14 protein-coding genes are annotated in these 15,013 nt (G+C 39.8%); 12 read left to right on the top strand and 2 right to left on the bottom strand.

Annotated features, from left to right (window positions below; all coding sequences use genetic code 11):
- The first annotated feature begins 39 nt into the window (after positions 1-39).
- Positions 40-2,589, top strand: coding sequence for an MBL fold metallo-hydrolase (locus tag HMPREF1481_RS06155; protein WP_016466632.1), 2,550 nt, complete (start codon positions 40-42; stop codon positions 2,587-2,589).
- A 74-nt stretch (positions 2,590-2,663) separates the two neighbouring features.
- Here HMPREF1481_RS06155 and HMPREF1481_RS06150 read toward each other — a convergent pair whose 3' ends face one another.
- The gene (locus HMPREF1481_RS06150) at positions 2,664-4,142 is read right to left on the bottom strand and encodes an oligosaccharide flippase family protein (RefSeq protein ID WP_025173280.1); all 1,479 of its coding nucleotides are present in this window, start codon (positions 4,140-4,142) and stop codon (positions 2,664-2,666) included.
- A 124-nt stretch (positions 4,143-4,266) separates the two neighbouring features.
- On the opposite strand from HMPREF1481_RS06150, the gene mecA reads away from it, so the two are divergent.
- The 8 genes from mecA (at position 4,267) to HMPREF1481_RS06110 (ending at position 11,940) form a co-directional block, all read left to right on the top strand.
- On the top strand, positions 4,267-5,004 hold the full coding sequence (gene mecA / locus HMPREF1481_RS06145) for an adaptor protein MecA (protein ID WP_006148076.1): 738 nt from the start codon (positions 4,267-4,269) through the stop codon (positions 5,002-5,004).
- 147 nt (positions 5,005-5,151) lie between these two features.
- Positions 5,152-5,715, top strand: coding sequence for a TIGR01440 family protein (locus tag HMPREF1481_RS06140; RefSeq protein WP_016466630.1), 564 nt, complete (start codon positions 5,152-5,154; stop codon positions 5,713-5,715).
- Between the two features lie 166 nt (positions 5,716-5,881).
- A complete protein-coding gene (locus HMPREF1481_RS06135; protein ID WP_016466629.1) occupies positions 5,882-6,442 on the top strand; it encodes a redoxin family protein in 561 nt (186 codons plus the stop codon).
- Between the two features lie 9 nt (positions 6,443-6,451).
- Positions 6,452-7,567 carry a peptide-methionine (R)-S-oxide reductase MsrB gene (gene msrB / locus HMPREF1481_RS06130; protein WP_016466628.1) on the top strand — a complete coding sequence of 372 codons (1,116 nt, stop codon included), beginning with the start codon at positions 6,452-6,454 and terminating at the stop codon, positions 7,565-7,567.
- Between the two features lie 74 nt (positions 7,568-7,641).
- A complete protein-coding gene (gene pabB, locus HMPREF1481_RS06125) occupies positions 7,642-9,366 on the top strand; it encodes an aminodeoxychorismate synthase component I (RefSeq protein WP_016466627.1) in 1,725 nt (574 codons plus the stop codon).
- A complete protein-coding gene (locus HMPREF1481_RS06120) occupies positions 9,367-9,984 on the top strand; it encodes an alpha/beta fold hydrolase (protein WP_016466626.1) in 618 nt (205 codons plus the stop codon). It abuts the gene before it with no gap.
- 48 nt (positions 9,985-10,032) lie between these two features.
- Entirely contained in the window at positions 10,033-10,992 is a 960-nt protein-coding gene (locus tag HMPREF1481_RS06115; protein WP_016466625.1) for an ROK family glucokinase, read from the top strand.
- Positions 10,993-11,100: 108 nt separating this feature from the next.
- Positions 11,101-11,940, top strand: a complete 840-nt coding sequence (locus tag HMPREF1481_RS06110) for a thymidylate synthase (RefSeq protein WP_016466624.1) — start codon at positions 11,101-11,103, stop codon at positions 11,938-11,940.
- A 43-nt stretch (positions 11,941-11,983) separates the two neighbouring features.
- On the opposite strand, the gene HMPREF1481_RS10665 is transcribed toward HMPREF1481_RS06110, so the two are convergent.
- Positions 11,984-12,154, bottom strand: coding sequence for a DUF3042 family protein (locus HMPREF1481_RS10665; RefSeq protein WP_001051780.1), 171 nt, complete (start codon positions 12,152-12,154; stop codon positions 11,984-11,986).
- Between the two features lie 122 nt (positions 12,155-12,276).
- Here HMPREF1481_RS10665 and miaA point away from each other — a divergent pair, with 122 nt between their 5' ends.
- From miaA to HMPREF1481_RS06095, 3 genes are read left to right on the top strand one after another with little or no spacing between them, the layout of a single operon-like run.
- Entirely contained in the window at positions 12,277-13,161 is an 885-nt protein-coding gene (gene miaA, locus HMPREF1481_RS06105) for a tRNA (adenosine(37)-N6)-dimethylallyltransferase MiaA (protein ID WP_016466623.1), read from the top strand.
- Positions 13,154-14,392 (top strand): GTPase HflX, encoded by a 1,239-nt coding sequence (gene hflX, locus HMPREF1481_RS06100; protein ID WP_016466622.1) that lies wholly within the window; start codon positions 13,154-13,156, stop codon positions 14,390-14,392. Before miaA ends, hflX begins: the two co-directional genes overlap by 8 nt.
- Positions 14,385-15,008 carry a hypothetical protein gene (locus HMPREF1481_RS06095; protein WP_016466621.1) on the top strand — a complete coding sequence of 208 codons (624 nt, stop codon included), beginning with the start codon at positions 14,385-14,387 and terminating at the stop codon, positions 15,006-15,008. The genes hflX and HMPREF1481_RS06095 overlap by 8 nt, the downstream gene beginning before the upstream one ends.
- The last annotated feature ends 5 nt before the right edge of the window (positions 15,009-15,013 follow it).

The following is a 15,013-nucleotide window of genomic DNA, read 5'->3' as shown; positions in this document are numbered from 1 at the left end:
CGAAAGAGTATAGAAATAATAGAGAAAGCTGAATGCCTTATGAAAAGTTTTACAAAATCAATATTACTTAGTGCCGTGCTTCTATCTGCAACAATAATTCATGCGCAAACAGTAAATGCAGATACAATCTCAGCAGGTGCAGGGAATCGAATCCATTTTATCAATACCAAAGCTAACTCTGGAAGTGATGCTATTTTACTAGAAAGTAATGGTCACTATGCTCTAATTGATATGGGAGAGGATTATGACTTTCCGGATGGAACGGATACACGTTATCCAAATCGATGGGGAATTTCTACTAACAATTATCAAGTATTAGAAGATCGTTTAATTCGTCATCTTGATCAGTTAGGAGTAAAGAAATTAGACTTTATACTAGGGACTCATGTTCATAGTGATCACATAGGTGGAGCAGATGAAATTCTTAATCGCTATCAAGTCGATAAGTTCTATTTGAAAAAATATTCGGATCAACGAATTACAAGCACTTGGGGATTGTGGGATAATCTTTTCAATTACGATAATGCTCTTCGTGCTGCACAGAATAAGGGTGTTACATTAATTCAAGATATCAAAGATCAGGATAGTCATTTCAAATTTGGTGACATGGATATTCAGCTTTATAATTATAAAAATGAATATGATTCTGATGGGAACTTAAAAAGAGTTCTTGATGATAATTCCAATTCAATTGTAGCAGTAGTAACTGTTGCAGGAAAAAGAATTTATCTTGGTGGTGATTTAGATAATGCTGAAGGAGCAGAAGACAAGTTAGGTCCTGTGATTGGCAAAGTAGATATGATGAAATGGAATCATCACTATGATGCTAAGATTTCTAATACAATTGACTTCATTAATCATCTTTCTCCTAGTATGGTCATTCAAACGACTGGAGGTGATATTAACGTTGCTTCAACGAGAGATTATCTCCAAAAGAAAAATATTCAAGTGATTCATGCATCAAGTAAAACTCAGGATGCAACTGTATTTGATATTAGTGATAAAGGCTTTACAAATGTTTCAGGAGATTTTCCGAATATTCCTACTGTTGAAGAGAAATGGTATCAAGAAGATGGTCATTGGAAATATCGCTTGAAAGATGGTCAGATGGCTATTGGTTGGCAAGACATTGCTGGTGCTACATATTTCTTTAACGGAAAAGGTCAAATGCAGAGTGGTCGTTGGCTCCGTATCACCGACGAATGGAACGGAGAACCAAAATTTAATGACTACTACCTAAACAATAATGGCAAAATGCAGACGGGTGGTTGGTTCTATCATGATAATACTTGGTACTATATCCAGTCAAACGGTGCAAGACGTTACAATGAACTAGCTGAAATTGGTGGTCAAAAATATCTCTTTGATAAAGATGGTAAAATGCTGACTGGCTTACAAGTCTTTAATGGCAAGAAGATGCTCTTTGCAAGTAGTGGCGCTCTTCAAACAGAAGGTAGCGCATCTAGTTGGCAAAAGCAAGGTTCAAGCTGGTATTATTATGATGAAGATGGTATTCGAACAGTTGGTAAAAAGAATATCAACGGCACTACCTATTACTTTAATCAAAATGGTATCATGCAAACTGGTTGGGCCTTAATTGAGGGTCATTGGAACTATTTTGCTAGCTCCGGAGCTATGAAAACTGGCTGGGTCAAGGATAAAGATACTTGGTACTACTTAGATAAAGAAGGTGTGATGCTAACAGGCCTTCAAGAGATTAATGGTTCTCGCTATTATCTCAATGCAAGTGGCGCTATGCAGACAGGTTGGAAATGGCTCAATAACCATTATTACTACTTCGTAAGCAGTGGTGCGATGAAAACAGGTTGGCTCAAGGATAAGGACATCTGGTATTATCTAGATAAAGAAGGTGTCATGTTAACAGGCTTCCAAGAAATCGATGGTTCTCGTTATTATCTCAATGCAAGCGGAGCTATGCAGACAGGTTGGAAATGGCTTGATAACCATTATTATTACTTCGCAAGCAGCGGCGCTATTAAGACAGGTTGGCTCAAAGATAAGGAACTATGGTACTATCTAGATAAAGAAGGTATCATGCTAACAGGCCTTCAAGAAATTAATGGTTCCCGTTATTATCTCAACGCAAGTGGCGCTATGCAGACAGGTTGGAAATGGCTTGATAACCATTATTATTACTTCACAGGAAGTGGTGCCATGAAAACAGGTTGGTTCAAAGACAAAGGTCTTTGGTACTATCTCGACAAGGAAGGTATCATGCTAACAGGCCTTCAAGAGATAAATGGAGCCAGCTATTATCTCAATGCAAGTGGTGCTATGGAAACTGGTTGGCAACAACTGAATGGTAACTGGTACTATTTCCAAACAAATGGTTCTCTCCTAAGAAATGGAACAAGTCCTGACGGGTACAAGCTCAATGCAGATGGAATTTGGACGACTGTTACAACCGAGGTAACAACTCAGGAACAAACGGTAGCAAATAGTCAGGGGCACATTTTCGAAACAACAGAAGTAGAGAGAACTCAACAAACAGAAAGCTCATCTGTTGCGTCTGAGGAAAAAAATCAATCTACTGAACCTAAGACACAAACGAGCCAAGAAAAGAATTAAGTTTCTAAATGACTTTTAATTAAATTTTTCTACAATAAAAACACCTATAAAGCTTAAGCTTTATAGGTGTTTTGTTAACTTCGTTTGATTTTTGCACGAACTAGATCTATTGCATAGTGAAGGGTTTTATCCTTAATGATAAAGAGAGCGAAAGCATAATAAATAGCACATCCGGCAATTGTAGCTACTACCATACTGAGCATAGCCATATTCACTGTGTATGAATGAACTTGGAAGAGAATTTTACAGATATAGTAAATTGGGATAAAGCCTAGTGACACAATTGTGTAGCGAGCTAATGTTCCAAAGATTTCTTTCAAATCCAAGAGTTTATGTTTCTGAATAAAGCGGATTTCAAGTAGAACCACAATTGCCTCAGCAATAATCGTTGTCCCGATGTAGTAGGCAGGAGTAAAGATGTTGTTGAAAAGGAGTAGAGAGTTTAGGATGACATTGACACCGCCACCGATAAAGTAGAAAGCTGTTAATCGGTTTTCATGGTCATTGATAAAGATAATTTGCTTTCCAAGGATTAATTCGATAGCCCAGATAATGGTTCGAAAGGCAAAGACGCTTGTTACAATTCCTGCTTCTATATATTTCTCAGAAGAGTAGATAACAGTTGCATAAGTTCCTAAAACCATAATTCCGATACTAGTCGGAATCATGAGGAAGAAAAAGAGAGATGCACCTTGGTTGACCAGATACTTATAAGAATGAAAATCTTTTTTTCCTAAGTAGTAACCAAGTCGAGGAATGCTGACATTGATAGCTCCACTCAGGACACTAGCAATCAGCATAACAATACTTGAAGCAATAGTGTAGTAGGAGATGTAATTCTCATCCGGTCCTTTGGTAATGAACATACGGTCTAGCAAGGTGTAGAGCATATTGGCATTTGCTAGAAGCAACATGGTCAGAAGAGGCTTAGATGCTTTGAGAAGTTCGATGATTTCAATCTTGACAAAGGAAACTTCTCGTTTAATCCATAGGAAACTGAGTAGATAGTTGATAATGGTTGTTGCACTCATGATTATAGCATAGGGAACAATATCATCAGGTGTCTTAACGAAAGCGAAGATAGCGACCAACATTCCAATACGAATCACGAGTGTTTTATAAAGGATAAAAGAATAATTCTCATAGGCTTCATTCATCCATTCGATATTCAGAAATTGGAAGAGAGCTTGGATTCCAAGGATATAGTAAAGAATTTTTAGATTGACAATACTAGTATCAAAATAAATAAAGAGGAAATAAATAGCGGTTGTTACAACTGAAGTAATGAGCGAAATATAGAACAACTTAGAAAAGACATAATTAATCTTATTTTTGTCATCCTTTACTTTACTAATTGCTCGAATCCCATAATTGTATATCCCAAAGGCAGCTAGTGGAATGACAAAGCTCGCCCAGGTGTTAGCTGTATTAAAGTAACCATAATTTGATTTACTAAGAATCCGCGTTAGATAGGGATTGGTAATCAGGGGAAAAACGATGTTTAAAATATTGACCAGCAAGCTAGCCAAAGCATTAACTTTTATATTTTTCATGAAACTTTCTTTCTTACATTCTAAAATAGATACTAGTATTATATCACATTCCAACGCCATTCTTTTGATAAAATCATTTAAATCTTGTATAATAGATAGAACTGAAAGTATGAGGTTACGAACTATGAAAATGAAACAAATCAGTGATACGACTTTAAAAATCACGATGTCTTTAGAAGATTTGATGGATCGTGGAATGGAAATCGCAGACTTTCTCGTTCCACAAGAAAAAACAGAAGAGTTCTTCTATGCCATTCTGGATGAGTTAGAGATGCCAGACAGTTTCCTGGATACAGGTATGCTTAGCTTCCGAGTGACACCGAAGCCTGATAAGGTTGATGTCTTTGTAACCAAGTCTAAGATTGACCAAAATTTGGATTTTGAGGATCTGGCAGACCTTCCTGACATGGATGAACTAGCAAAAATGTCTCCAGATGAGTTCTTGAAAACATTGGAAAAAACCATGGCAGAGAAAACTAAAGAAGACATTGAAGCTATTCAATCTCTAGAGCAGGTTGAAAAAGAAGAGGAAGCAGCGATTGATGAAATTGCTGAGGTGGATGAAGGGAAAAGAGAACCTTATATCTACTACATCCTACGCTTTGACGACTTAACTAGTTTGGTTTCTTTTGCGAAAACAGTTGATTACCAAATGGAGACTTCAGAACTTTACAAAATGAACGACCAATACTATCTAACAGTTTTGGTTGATGTAGAAGATCATCCAAGTCTTTATCCAGCGTGGTTATTGGCTCGCATGCGTGAATTTGCCGATGATAGTGATATCAGCCGTTCAGTTCTCCAAGAATACGGTCAAGTTATCATTAATCATGATGCTGTTCAAGGACTCCAAAAAGTATAATGATGGTTATAAATGAGACAGAGATAGAAATTCTCTGTCTTTTTTGATTTAGAAAATATAAACAGTCGTTTGGAAGCGAAACTATGTTCCCAGCTTGATAAAATGATGAAAAAACGATATCATAGAAGGAAATAAGCGAGGTAAAGTATGGACCAAGGACATTTACAAAAAGAGGTAGAGGAAATCCTAGAAGATGTATTAGCAAAAGCTTCTCTCCATGAGGGAGCTCTCTTTGTTTTGGGCTTATCTTCTAGTGAGGTGATAGGAGGACACATCGGGAAAGATTCTAGTCAAGAAATTGGGGAATTAATTGTTCAAAAGATCTTAGAAATCTTGTCAGCGAGAGGAATTCATCTAGCAGTTCAGGGATGTGAACATGTCAATCGGGCCTTGGTAGTAGAACGAGAGGTTGCAATCAAATACAATCTTGAGATTGTTAGTGTTCTTCCGACACTGAACGCTGGAGGATCAGGGCAATTGGCGGCCTTTCGCTATATGAAAGACCCAGTTGAGGTCGAATTTATCAAGGCAGATGCAGGACTCGATATTGGAGATACGGCTATAGGGATGCATATCAAACATGTTCAAGTACCGATACGTCCAGTTTTGAGATCAATCGGCCAAGCCCATGTAACTGCCCTCGCTAGTCGTCCGAAACTGATTGGAGGGGCGCGTGCTCAATATCCTCAAGATTTTATAAGAAAAATATAGATAAAAAGTTGAAAGCTCTCGTCTGCTAAGCAGGTGGGAGTTTTTTGTGTCCCAAAAGATGCCTTAATTTCCGAGCAGATTCCAAGTATTTTTAGAAAGGTAGGTATATAATAGAGCTATGAAACCGTTATCTATATTCATATATCTAATAAGAAAGGTGATGAAAATGAAAACATGGCAAGCAACTGTATTGGTCTGCGCTAGTCTGGTCTGTCTATCGGCTTGTAACAATCAGACGACGAGCGAGGCTGATAAACAAAATGGAGACAAAAATGCGCAAGTTAATTCTCAGGTAGCAAAAAAAGGAGAAGAAGTTCCAAACTTTGAACTTACGGGAGTTGATGGTAAAACTTATCGCCTATCAGATTACAAAGGCAAAAAAGTCTATCTCAAATTTTGGGCATCTTGGTGTTCTATTTGTCTAGCCAGCCTCTCTGATACAGATGAGCTGGCTAAAGAAGAAAGTGATGACTATATCATCTTGACAGTTGTTTCTCCTGGACAAAAAGGAGAGCAAGCAGAAGGAGACTTCCAAAAATGGTATCAGGGCTTGGACTATAAAAATCTCCCTGTCCTTCTAGATCCTTCGGGAAAACTCTTAGCAAGTTACGGAGTCCGTTCTTATCCGACTCAGGCCTTTATCGATAAAGAAGGCAAACTAGTTAAGACCCAGCCAGGCTTTATGGACAAGGAAACTATTTTAAAGACTTTAAAAAGCATAGATTAGAGGCTCATCATGAATGATAAATTAAAAATAATTGTATTCATAGGAATCATCATTTGCGTTATTATCGGACTTTTATTTCTTTGGGAAAAAAGAAGCGCAAGCTACACAGATACCACTCAAATCGAGAAGGCAGCAGTTAGTCAAGGACAAAAGGCCAAGAAAAAAACGGAGCCAAGTAAAGATGCTGACCTACATGAAATTTATCTAGCGGGAGGCTGTTTCTGGGGAGTTGAAGAGTATTTTTCAAGAGTAGCAGGTGTGACAGATGCTGTTTCTGGCTATGCGAATGGTAGAGGAGAAACAACCCAGTATGAATTGATCGGCCAAACAGGTCATGCTGAGACTGTTCATGTGACCTACGATGCCAATCAAATTTCTTTAAAAGAAATCTTGCTCCATTATTTCCGCATTATCAATCCAATTAGTAAGAATAAGCAGGGAAATGATGTGGGGACTCAGTACAGAACGGGAGTCTACTATAAGGACGAGCAGGACCTAGAAGTCATCAATCAAGTCTTTGAGCAAGTTGCTCAAAAGTATGACCAGCCTCTTGCGGTTGAAAAGGAAGCCTTAAGAAATTTTATCGTGGCTGAGGACTATCACCAAGACTATCTCCAGAAAAATCCAAATGGATACTGCCATATCAATGTCAATCAAGCATCCTATCCTGTTATTGATGCGAGTAAATATCCAAAACCGAGTGACGATGAATTGAAAAAACTCCTCTCTCCTGAAGAGTATACAGTGACTCAAAACAGTCAAACAGAACGAGCTTTTTCAAATCGTTACTGGGATAAGTTTGAAGCAGGAATTTATGTGGATGTGGCAACTGGAGAACCTCTCTTTTCTTCGAAAGATAAATTTGAATCGGGCTGTGGTTGGCCAAGTTTTACCCAGCCTATCAGTCCAGATGTTGCGACCTATAAGGAAGACAAGTCTTATAATATGGTCAGAACAGAAGTCAGAAATAGAACTGGTGATTCCCACTTAGGACATGTCTTTACAGACGGACCTCAGGACAAGGGGGGCCTTCGCTATTGCATTAACAGCCTTTCTATCCGTTTTATTCCAAAGGATCAAATGGAAGAAAAGGGTTATGGTTATTTGTTAGATTATGTTGAGTGAGCTTCGTTATTTAAATCAATCATAAAAAGCCAGATCTCCTTTTTGGGGTCTGGCTTTTATGGTATACTTAGGATATGCATAGAAAAACAGTGATTGATTTTAGGACTTTGGGCGAGAGATACACCTTCACTCAACCTATCAAAGAGTTAAAAACGAGAGATTTAGCAGAAGTGTCAGACTTGCTGGCACAAGTAGAAAGCTACCAAGAGCAGGGCTATTATGTGGTAGGTTATGTCAGCTATGAGGCTGCACCAGCTTTTGAGGAGAAGTTAGCAGTCCACTCAGTTCCCTTACTGGGAGAGTATCTCCTCTATTTCACCGTTCATGACAGTGTAGAAAAATCCAGTATCCCTCTGACTTATGAGAAGGTGGATTTGCCTTCAAACTGGCAGGAAGTAACTTCTGCAGAGGACTATGAAAAGGCTATTGCCCAAATTCACCATCATTTAAGGCAAGGGGATACCTATCAGGTCAATTATACTGTCCAACTCAAGCAGCATTTAAGTGCTAATCCTTTTACTATCTACAATCGCATGGTGGTGGAACAGGAAGCAGGTTATAATGCCTATGTTGAACATGACGACATGGCAGTGATTTCCATGAGTCCAGAACTCTTTTTTGAGCAAAATGGGCGTGAGTTGACCACTCGTCCTATGAAGGGGACGACTAAACGTGGTCTGACTGATGCTGAAGACTTGAAAGAGGCGGTTTGGTTGGAACAAGATCCCAAAAATTGCTCAGAAAATATGATGATAGTAGACCTCTTGCGCAATGACATGAATCGCCTGTCTGAGGTTGGAAGTGAGCATGTGGAACGTTTATGCCAAGTGGAGCAATATTCAACGGTTTGGCAGATGACTTCGACTATCAAGAGTCAGTTACTACCGAATGTTGACCTAGTAGAAATCTTCCGATCACTCTTTCCTTGTGGATCCATCACAGGAGCTCCCAAGATAGCGACCATGGAAATTATTAAGAACTTGGAACCACAACCGCGTGGAGTTTACTGTGGGACGATTGGTCTTTTACTTCCCAATGGGCGACGGATTTTCAATGTGGCTATTCGAACTATTCAACTGCATCAAGGACAAGCCATCTATGGAGTCGGTGGAGGCATTACTTGGGATAGTACTTGGGAGTCAGAATACCGTGAAGTCCATCAAAAAGCGGCAGTTCTCTATCGTAAACAGCCTCGTTTTCAACTGATTACAACAGGAAAAATTAGCCAGAGGAAATTACTTTTTGAAACTCAACATCTTGAAAGACTACAAAAGGCTAGTCGTTATTTTGCCTTTCCATTTGATCCAGAAGTTCTGAAACAAAAGATAGAGGAGGAGTGTCAAGCCTGTGACTTCCATCAAGAATATCGACTGCGAATCAGTCTCAGCAAATCTGGAGAGATTGAAATTGAACGACAAGTATTGACACCACTTAGCTCTAGTTTTTGTCAGGCCAAGCTTTGTCAGCAAGAAGCTGATTTGCAACAGGCATTTACCTACTTTAAGACGACATTCCGACCACATTTGACAGTGGGAGATCAGGAAATCATTTATCACACTGCTGGTGGAAAATTGCTTGAAACCTCTATTGGGAATCTGGTCTTAAAAATGGATGGCAAGCTCTATACACCTCCTAGTCAGCTAGGCCTGTTACCAGGGATTTATCGTCAACATTTACTTGAAAGTGGGCAGGTAGAAGAGAAGGTCTTGACCATAGAAGATTTGGCACAAGCAGAAGCTATCTATGGCTGTAATGCAGTTAGGGGATTGTATGAGTTGTCAGTAAAAAAGGAGCATTAAATGAAACTAATATTTTTACACGGTTTGGGACAGTCAGCAGATAGTTGGAAAGAAGTTCAGGATTTGCTGACAGATTATCCCTCTGAAGCACTGGACTTATTTCCTGCAGGAGTTGGAACCTACCAAGAAGCCAAGGAACGCATTTATCAGCGCTTAACAGTGGAAACAGAACCTTTTGTATTAGTTGGCTTGTCTTTAGGGGCTGCACTTGCATTAGAATTGTCAAGTTACAATCTGCCAAATCTTCAGGCCTTGATTTTATCAGGTTGTCCATTGAAACTAGCGGGAAACATCCCTTTTTATATTCAATCTCTGATATTTAAACTACTCCCAAAAAGGATATTTGAGAAGCAGGGAGCAGACAAATCGCTTTTAGTTGGAGTATCTGAAGAATTAAAAACACTTGATTTAAGAGAGATTGCAAAGAATTGTTCATATCCAACTTTTTTAATCTGTGGTAGTCAGGATAAGCCTAATCTAAAGTCTATGAAAGATCTGCAACAACTGATTCCAAATTCTCAGTTTCAGATTATTCCTGATGGACCTCATGTTCTGAATAGGGCCAAACCAAAAGAGTTTGCAGAAATAACTAGAAGTTTTCTTGAATTGCAGAAATAAGTTTGATAAAATAATATGGAAGTTGATATAATCATAAAGGAGAAAAAGATGAGTCAAAAGATTATTGGGATTGACCTTGGTGGAACATCTATCAAGTTCGCTATTTTAACGCAAGAAGGAGAAATCCAAGAAAAATGGTCTATCAAGACTAACATTTTGGATGAAGGAAGCCATATCGTAGACGATATGATTGAATCGATCCAACACCGTTTGGACTTACTTGGATTATCTGCTGAAGATTTTCGTGGAATTGGTATGGGTTCACCTGGTGTGGTTGACCGTGAAAAAGGAACTGTTATCGGTGCCTACAACCTCAACTGGAAAACTCTTCAACCAATCAAAGAAAAAATGGAAAAAGCCTTGGGGATTCCATTCTTTATCGACAATGACGCCAACGTAGCTGCTCTTGGTGAGCGTTGGATGGGGGCTGGTGAAAACCAACCAGACGTTGTCTTTATGACACTTGGTACAGGTGTTGGTGGCGGTATCGTGGCAGAAGGAAAATTGCTTCACGGTGTTGCAGGTGCTGCAGGTGAACTTGGACATATCACAGTTGACTTTGACCAACCAATCGCATGTACTTGTGGTAAAAAAGGCTGTCTTGAGACAGTAGCTTCAGCTACAGGGATTGTCAACTTGACTCGTCGTTATGCTGATGAGTACGAAGGTGATGCAGAGTTGAAACGCTTGATTGATGATGGAGAAGAAGTAACAGCTAAAACTGTCTTTGATTTGGCAAAAGAAGGGGACGACCTTGCTTTGATCGTTTACCGTAACTTCTCACGTTACTTGGGTATTGCATGTGCCAATATTGGTTCTATCCTAAACCCATCAACTATCGTTATCGGTGGAGGTGTATCAGCTGCAGGAGACTTCCTTCTTCAAGGCGTGCAAAAGGTTTACGATGAAAATACCTTCCCACAAGTTCGCACAACCACTAAATTGGCTCTTGCAACTCTAGGAAATGATGCCGGAGTTATCGGAGCAGCATCTCTTGTCTTGCAATAATAGTTAATAAGTATTAAAAGGAGAAAATTACTATCTTTAAGCGAGTGATTTTCCTCCTTTCTTTTTTTATGCTATACTAGTTAAGAATAAAAGTTGAGGTAAGGGTAAATGACAAAAGCAGATAAGATTTTTAAAGAAAATATTGAGCGAATTCTCAATGAAGGTGTCTTTTCAGAACAGGCTCGTCCCAAGTACAAGGACGGAACAGTTGCCAACTCCAAGTACATTACAGGTGCTTTTGCGGAGTATGATTTGTCTAAGGGCGAATTTCCAATCACAACCTTACGTCCAATTGCTATCAAATCAGCTATCAAAGAAGTGCTCTGGATTTATCAAGACCAGACAAATAGCTTAGAAGTTCTCAATGACAAGTACAATGTTCACTACTGGAATGATTGGGAAGTGGGAGACACAGGTACTATTGGGGAGCGTTATGGTGCTGTAGTTAAGAAGCACGACATCATCAATAAAATCCTCAAACAGTTGGAAGCCAATCCTTGGAACCGTCGCAATATCATCTCACTTTGGGATTATCAAGCTTTTGAGGAAACAGACGGACTTCTTCCTTGTGCTTTTCAAACCATGTTTGATGTCCGTCGTGTAGATGGGGAAATCTATTTGGATGCAACCTTGACTCAGCGCTCTAACGATATGCTTGTAGCTCATCACATCAATGCCATGCAGTATGTGGCTCTTCAAATGATGATTGCTAAACACTTTGGTTGGAAGGTAGGAAAATTCTTCTACTTTATCAACAACCTTCATATCTACGACAATCAATTTGAACAAGCTCAGGAATTGCTCCGTCGTGAGCCTTCAAATTGCCAACCACGTTTGGTCTTGAATGTACCAGATAAGACCAACTTCTTTGATATTAAAGCAGAAGATTTTGAGTTGGTTGATTATGATCCAGTAAAGCCGCAGTTGAAGTTTGACTTGGCTATTTAAGAACAACAAAAGAAGTTGGAAAAACCAACTTCTTTTTTGTTTATTAACGTGATACGCGACGGCGAGCTGCTTTTTTACGGTTTTCTTCGATGAAAGCTGCTTTTTGTTCTTCTGGTTCAATCACTTTCTTTTTGAATGCGTATACTGCACCTGCAACAGCAGCAACAGTTCCTGCAACACCTGTTACGAGACCTTTAGCAAATCCTTTAGCCATGAGTCTTCCTCCTTTTATTTATAAATCAGACGGAAATAGCTTAAGAGATAGCATTTTTCTGCCTGTCTATTTTGTGATATAATAATAGTAACGAAAAAATGGGAATTTTTCAAGGAAAAACGATGAAAAGCAAAATAATTGTGATTGTTGGTCCAACAGCTGTTGGAAAGACTGCACTTGCCATTGAAGTTGCTCAGCGATTTAATGGAGAAGTAGTTAGTGGAGATAGCCAACAAGTCTACCGAGGCCTAGATATTGGGACTGCCAAGGCTAGTCCGGAGGAGCAGGCAACTGTCCCTCATCACTTGATTGATGTGAGAGATGTAACCGAGTCTTACTCGGCTTTTGATTTTGTTTCAGAGGCCAAGACAGCCATCGAGGATATTCAAAGTCGTGGTAAACTTGCTATTATTGCTGGTGGGACAGGTCTTTATATCCAGAGTCTGCTAGAAGGATATCATCTTGGTGGGGAGACACCCCATGAGGACATTTTAGCTTATCGTGCTAATCTAGAGCCTTTTTCGGATGAGGAGTTAGCCCAACTCATAGAGCAAGCAGGCCTTGAAATTCCCCAGTTTAATCGTCGCCGTGCTATGCGTGCCTTGGAAATTGCCCATTTTGCTCAAGATTTAGAAAATCAAGAGACTTTATATGAGCCGTTGATTATTTGCTTGGACGATGAGCGCAGTCAATTGTATGAACGGATTAACCATCGTGTGGATTTGATGTTTGAAGCTGGACTATTGGATGAAGCTAAGTGGCTGTTTGAGCATTATCCAGAGGTGCAGGCTGCTAAAGGGATTGGCTATAAGGAACTCTTTCCCTATTTTCGAGGGGAGCAAAGTTTGGAGGAGGCTAGTGATAGTCTCAAGCAGGCGACTCGTCGTTTTGCCAAGCGTCAGTTGACCTGGTTCCGTAATCGCATGCAGGTGACCTTTTATCAGATAGGAGAATCTGGTGTAAAAGACCGTATTTTAAACCAGATTGAGGAGTTTTTAGATGATTGAAACGGAGAAAAAAGAGGAGCGAGTCCTGCTGATTGGTGTTGAACTTCAGGGCATGGACAATTTTGACCTCTCCATGGAAGAACTGGCTAGTCTAGCAAAGACGGCTGGAGCAGTCGTAGTGGATAGCTACAGACAGAAGCGTGAAAAATACGACTCTAAGACCTTTGTAGGCTCAGGTAAGTTGGAAGAAATTGCTAAAATGGTGGATGCAGAAGAAATCACGACTGTCATCGTCAACAACCGTCTGACACCTCGACAAAATGTCAATTTAGAGGAAGTCTTGGGTGTTAAGGTAATTGACCGTATGCAGTTGATTTTGGATATCTTTGCCATGCGAGCTCGAAGCCATGAAGGGAAACTCCAAGTTCATCTTGCCCAACTCAAGTATCTCTTGCCCCGTTTGGTGGGGCAGGGGATTATGCTTAGCCGTCAGGCAGGTGGAATTGGTTCCCGTGGACCTGGTGAAAGCCAGCTGGAACTGAACCGTCGTAGTGTTCGCAATCAGATCACAGATATCGAGCGTCAACTCAAGGTCGTTGAGAAAAATCGGGCAACAGTTCGAGAAAAACGTTTGGAGTCAAGTACCTTTAAGATTGGTTTGATTGGATACACCAATGCTGGGAAATCAACTATCATGAACACCTTGACCAGTAAGACCCAGTATGAGGCGGATGAGCTCTTTGCGACTCTGGATGCGACAACTAAGAGCATTCATCTGGAGGGCAATCTTCAGGTTACTTTGACTGATACCGTTGGATTTATCCAAGACTTACCGACAGAGTTAGTATCTAGTTTCAAGTCAACCTTGGAAGAAAGTAAGCACGTAGACCTCTTGGTTCATGTTATTGATGCTAGCAATCCTTACCATGAGGAACATGAAAAAACAGTCCTGTCTATCATGAAAGATTTGGATATGGAGGATATTCCTCGTTTGACCCTTTATAATAAAGCGGATTTGGTGGAGGATTTCACGCCTACTCAAACCCCATATGCATTGATTTCTGCCAAGTCTGAGAATAGTCGCGAACAGTTGCAGGCTTTATTGCTGGGTAAGATTAAGGACATTTTTGAACCCTTTACCTTGCGTGTACCTTTTTCTAAATCCTATAAGATTCACGATTTAGAGAGTGTTGCTATCCTAGAAGAAAGGGATTATCAAGATGACGGCGAAGTCATCAGAGGCTACATTTCTGAGAAAAATAAATGGAGATTAGAAGAATTTTATGGCTGATATCAAAACTTTAGCTCTCAAATATGGCGGCTATACAAGTCTAGACAAAGTCTATTTGGACCAGCTTCTAGCTGGTAGGTCTGAAGAGGAGCAGCTAGCTCTCATCACCCCTCCACCAAGCGTGGTCAATGCTTACTTTGCAGAACTCTACCAGAAAAAGAGTCCTCAAGCTGCGACAGATTATTTTGCGGAAGTCAGTAAAGAGCTAAACCTATACAATGTTGAGCCAAGTTTCACTGAAGAAAGCAAACCTTTTATTCGCCTCAATCTCTCAGGAAAGTCTTTTGGTTTTTGCTATGAGAGAGAAGGGCTAGGTCGCATTTTTTCAGAAGTTGAGGAAGCAATTACGGATGACTTACTTTTTGAGATTGCGCAAATTTTTTCTCATCAGCTAGTCTTTGAGGAGTCTGAAAAGATTTATATGAAAGCTGTCGGAGACGAGGGAGTTATTAGCGTGGAAAATCTCACGGCCTTGACAGATTTGGAAAGTTTGGCAGATGGTCGCAAGCGTCTCAAAGGCTATAGTCAAGAAGATTTACTACAAGAGGCTAAAGCCTTTACTGGTAAGTTTTATTACCGCTCGGAAAACCGCACTGCTATGTTATATTTTGATTAATTAGA

The organism is Streptococcus sp. HPH0090 (assembly GCF_000411475.1).
Taxonomy (GTDB): domain Bacteria; phylum Bacillota; class Bacilli; order Lactobacillales; family Streptococcaceae; genus Streptococcus.
The sequence above is the reverse complement of the archived record's forward strand: the minus strand, read 5'-3'. Positions and strand labels throughout refer to the sequence as shown.

Excerpts from the sequence above, each read along its gene's own strand:
- HMPREF1481_RS06155 (WP_016466632.1), top strand. The coding sequence starts at position 40 with ATGAAAAGTTTTACAAAATCAATATTACTTAGTGCCGTGCTTCTATCT.
- HMPREF1481_RS06150 (WP_025173280.1), bottom strand. The coding sequence starts at position 4,142 with ATGAAAAATATAAAAGTTAATGCTTTGGCTAGCTTGCTGGTCAATATT.
- mecA (WP_006148076.1), top strand. The coding sequence starts at position 4,267 with ATGAAAATGAAACAAATCAGTGATACGACTTTAAAAATCACGATGTCT.
- HMPREF1481_RS06140 (WP_016466630.1), top strand. The coding sequence starts at position 5,152 with ATGGACCAAGGACATTTACAAAAAGAGGTAGAGGAAATCCTAGAAGAT.
- HMPREF1481_RS06135 (WP_016466629.1), top strand. The coding sequence starts at position 5,882 with ATGAAAACATGGCAAGCAACTGTATTGGTCTGCGCTAGTCTGGTCTGT.
- msrB (WP_016466628.1), top strand. The coding sequence starts at position 6,452 with ATGAATGATAAATTAAAAATAATTGTATTCATAGGAATCATCATTTGC.
- pabB (WP_016466627.1), top strand. The coding sequence starts at position 7,642 with ATGCATAGAAAAACAGTGATTGATTTTAGGACTTTGGGCGAGAGATAC.
- HMPREF1481_RS06120 (WP_016466626.1), top strand. The coding sequence starts at position 9,367 with ATGAAACTAATATTTTTACACGGTTTGGGACAGTCAGCAGATAGTTGG.
- HMPREF1481_RS06115 (WP_016466625.1), top strand. The coding sequence starts at position 10,033 with ATGAGTCAAAAGATTATTGGGATTGACCTTGGTGGAACATCTATCAAG.
- HMPREF1481_RS06110 (WP_016466624.1), top strand. The coding sequence starts at position 11,101 with ATGACAAAAGCAGATAAGATTTTTAAAGAAAATATTGAGCGAATTCTC.
- HMPREF1481_RS10665 (WP_001051780.1), bottom strand. The coding sequence starts at position 12,154 with ATGGCTAAAGGATTTGCTAAAGGTCTCGTAACAGGTGTTGCAGGAACT.
- miaA (WP_016466623.1), top strand. The coding sequence starts at position 12,277 with ATGAAAAGCAAAATAATTGTGATTGTTGGTCCAACAGCTGTTGGAAAG.
- hflX (WP_016466622.1), top strand. The coding sequence starts at position 13,154 with ATGATTGAAACGGAGAAAAAAGAGGAGCGAGTCCTGCTGATTGGTGTT.
- HMPREF1481_RS06095 (WP_016466621.1), top strand. The coding sequence starts at position 14,385 with ATGGCTGATATCAAAACTTTAGCTCTCAAATATGGCGGCTATACAAGT.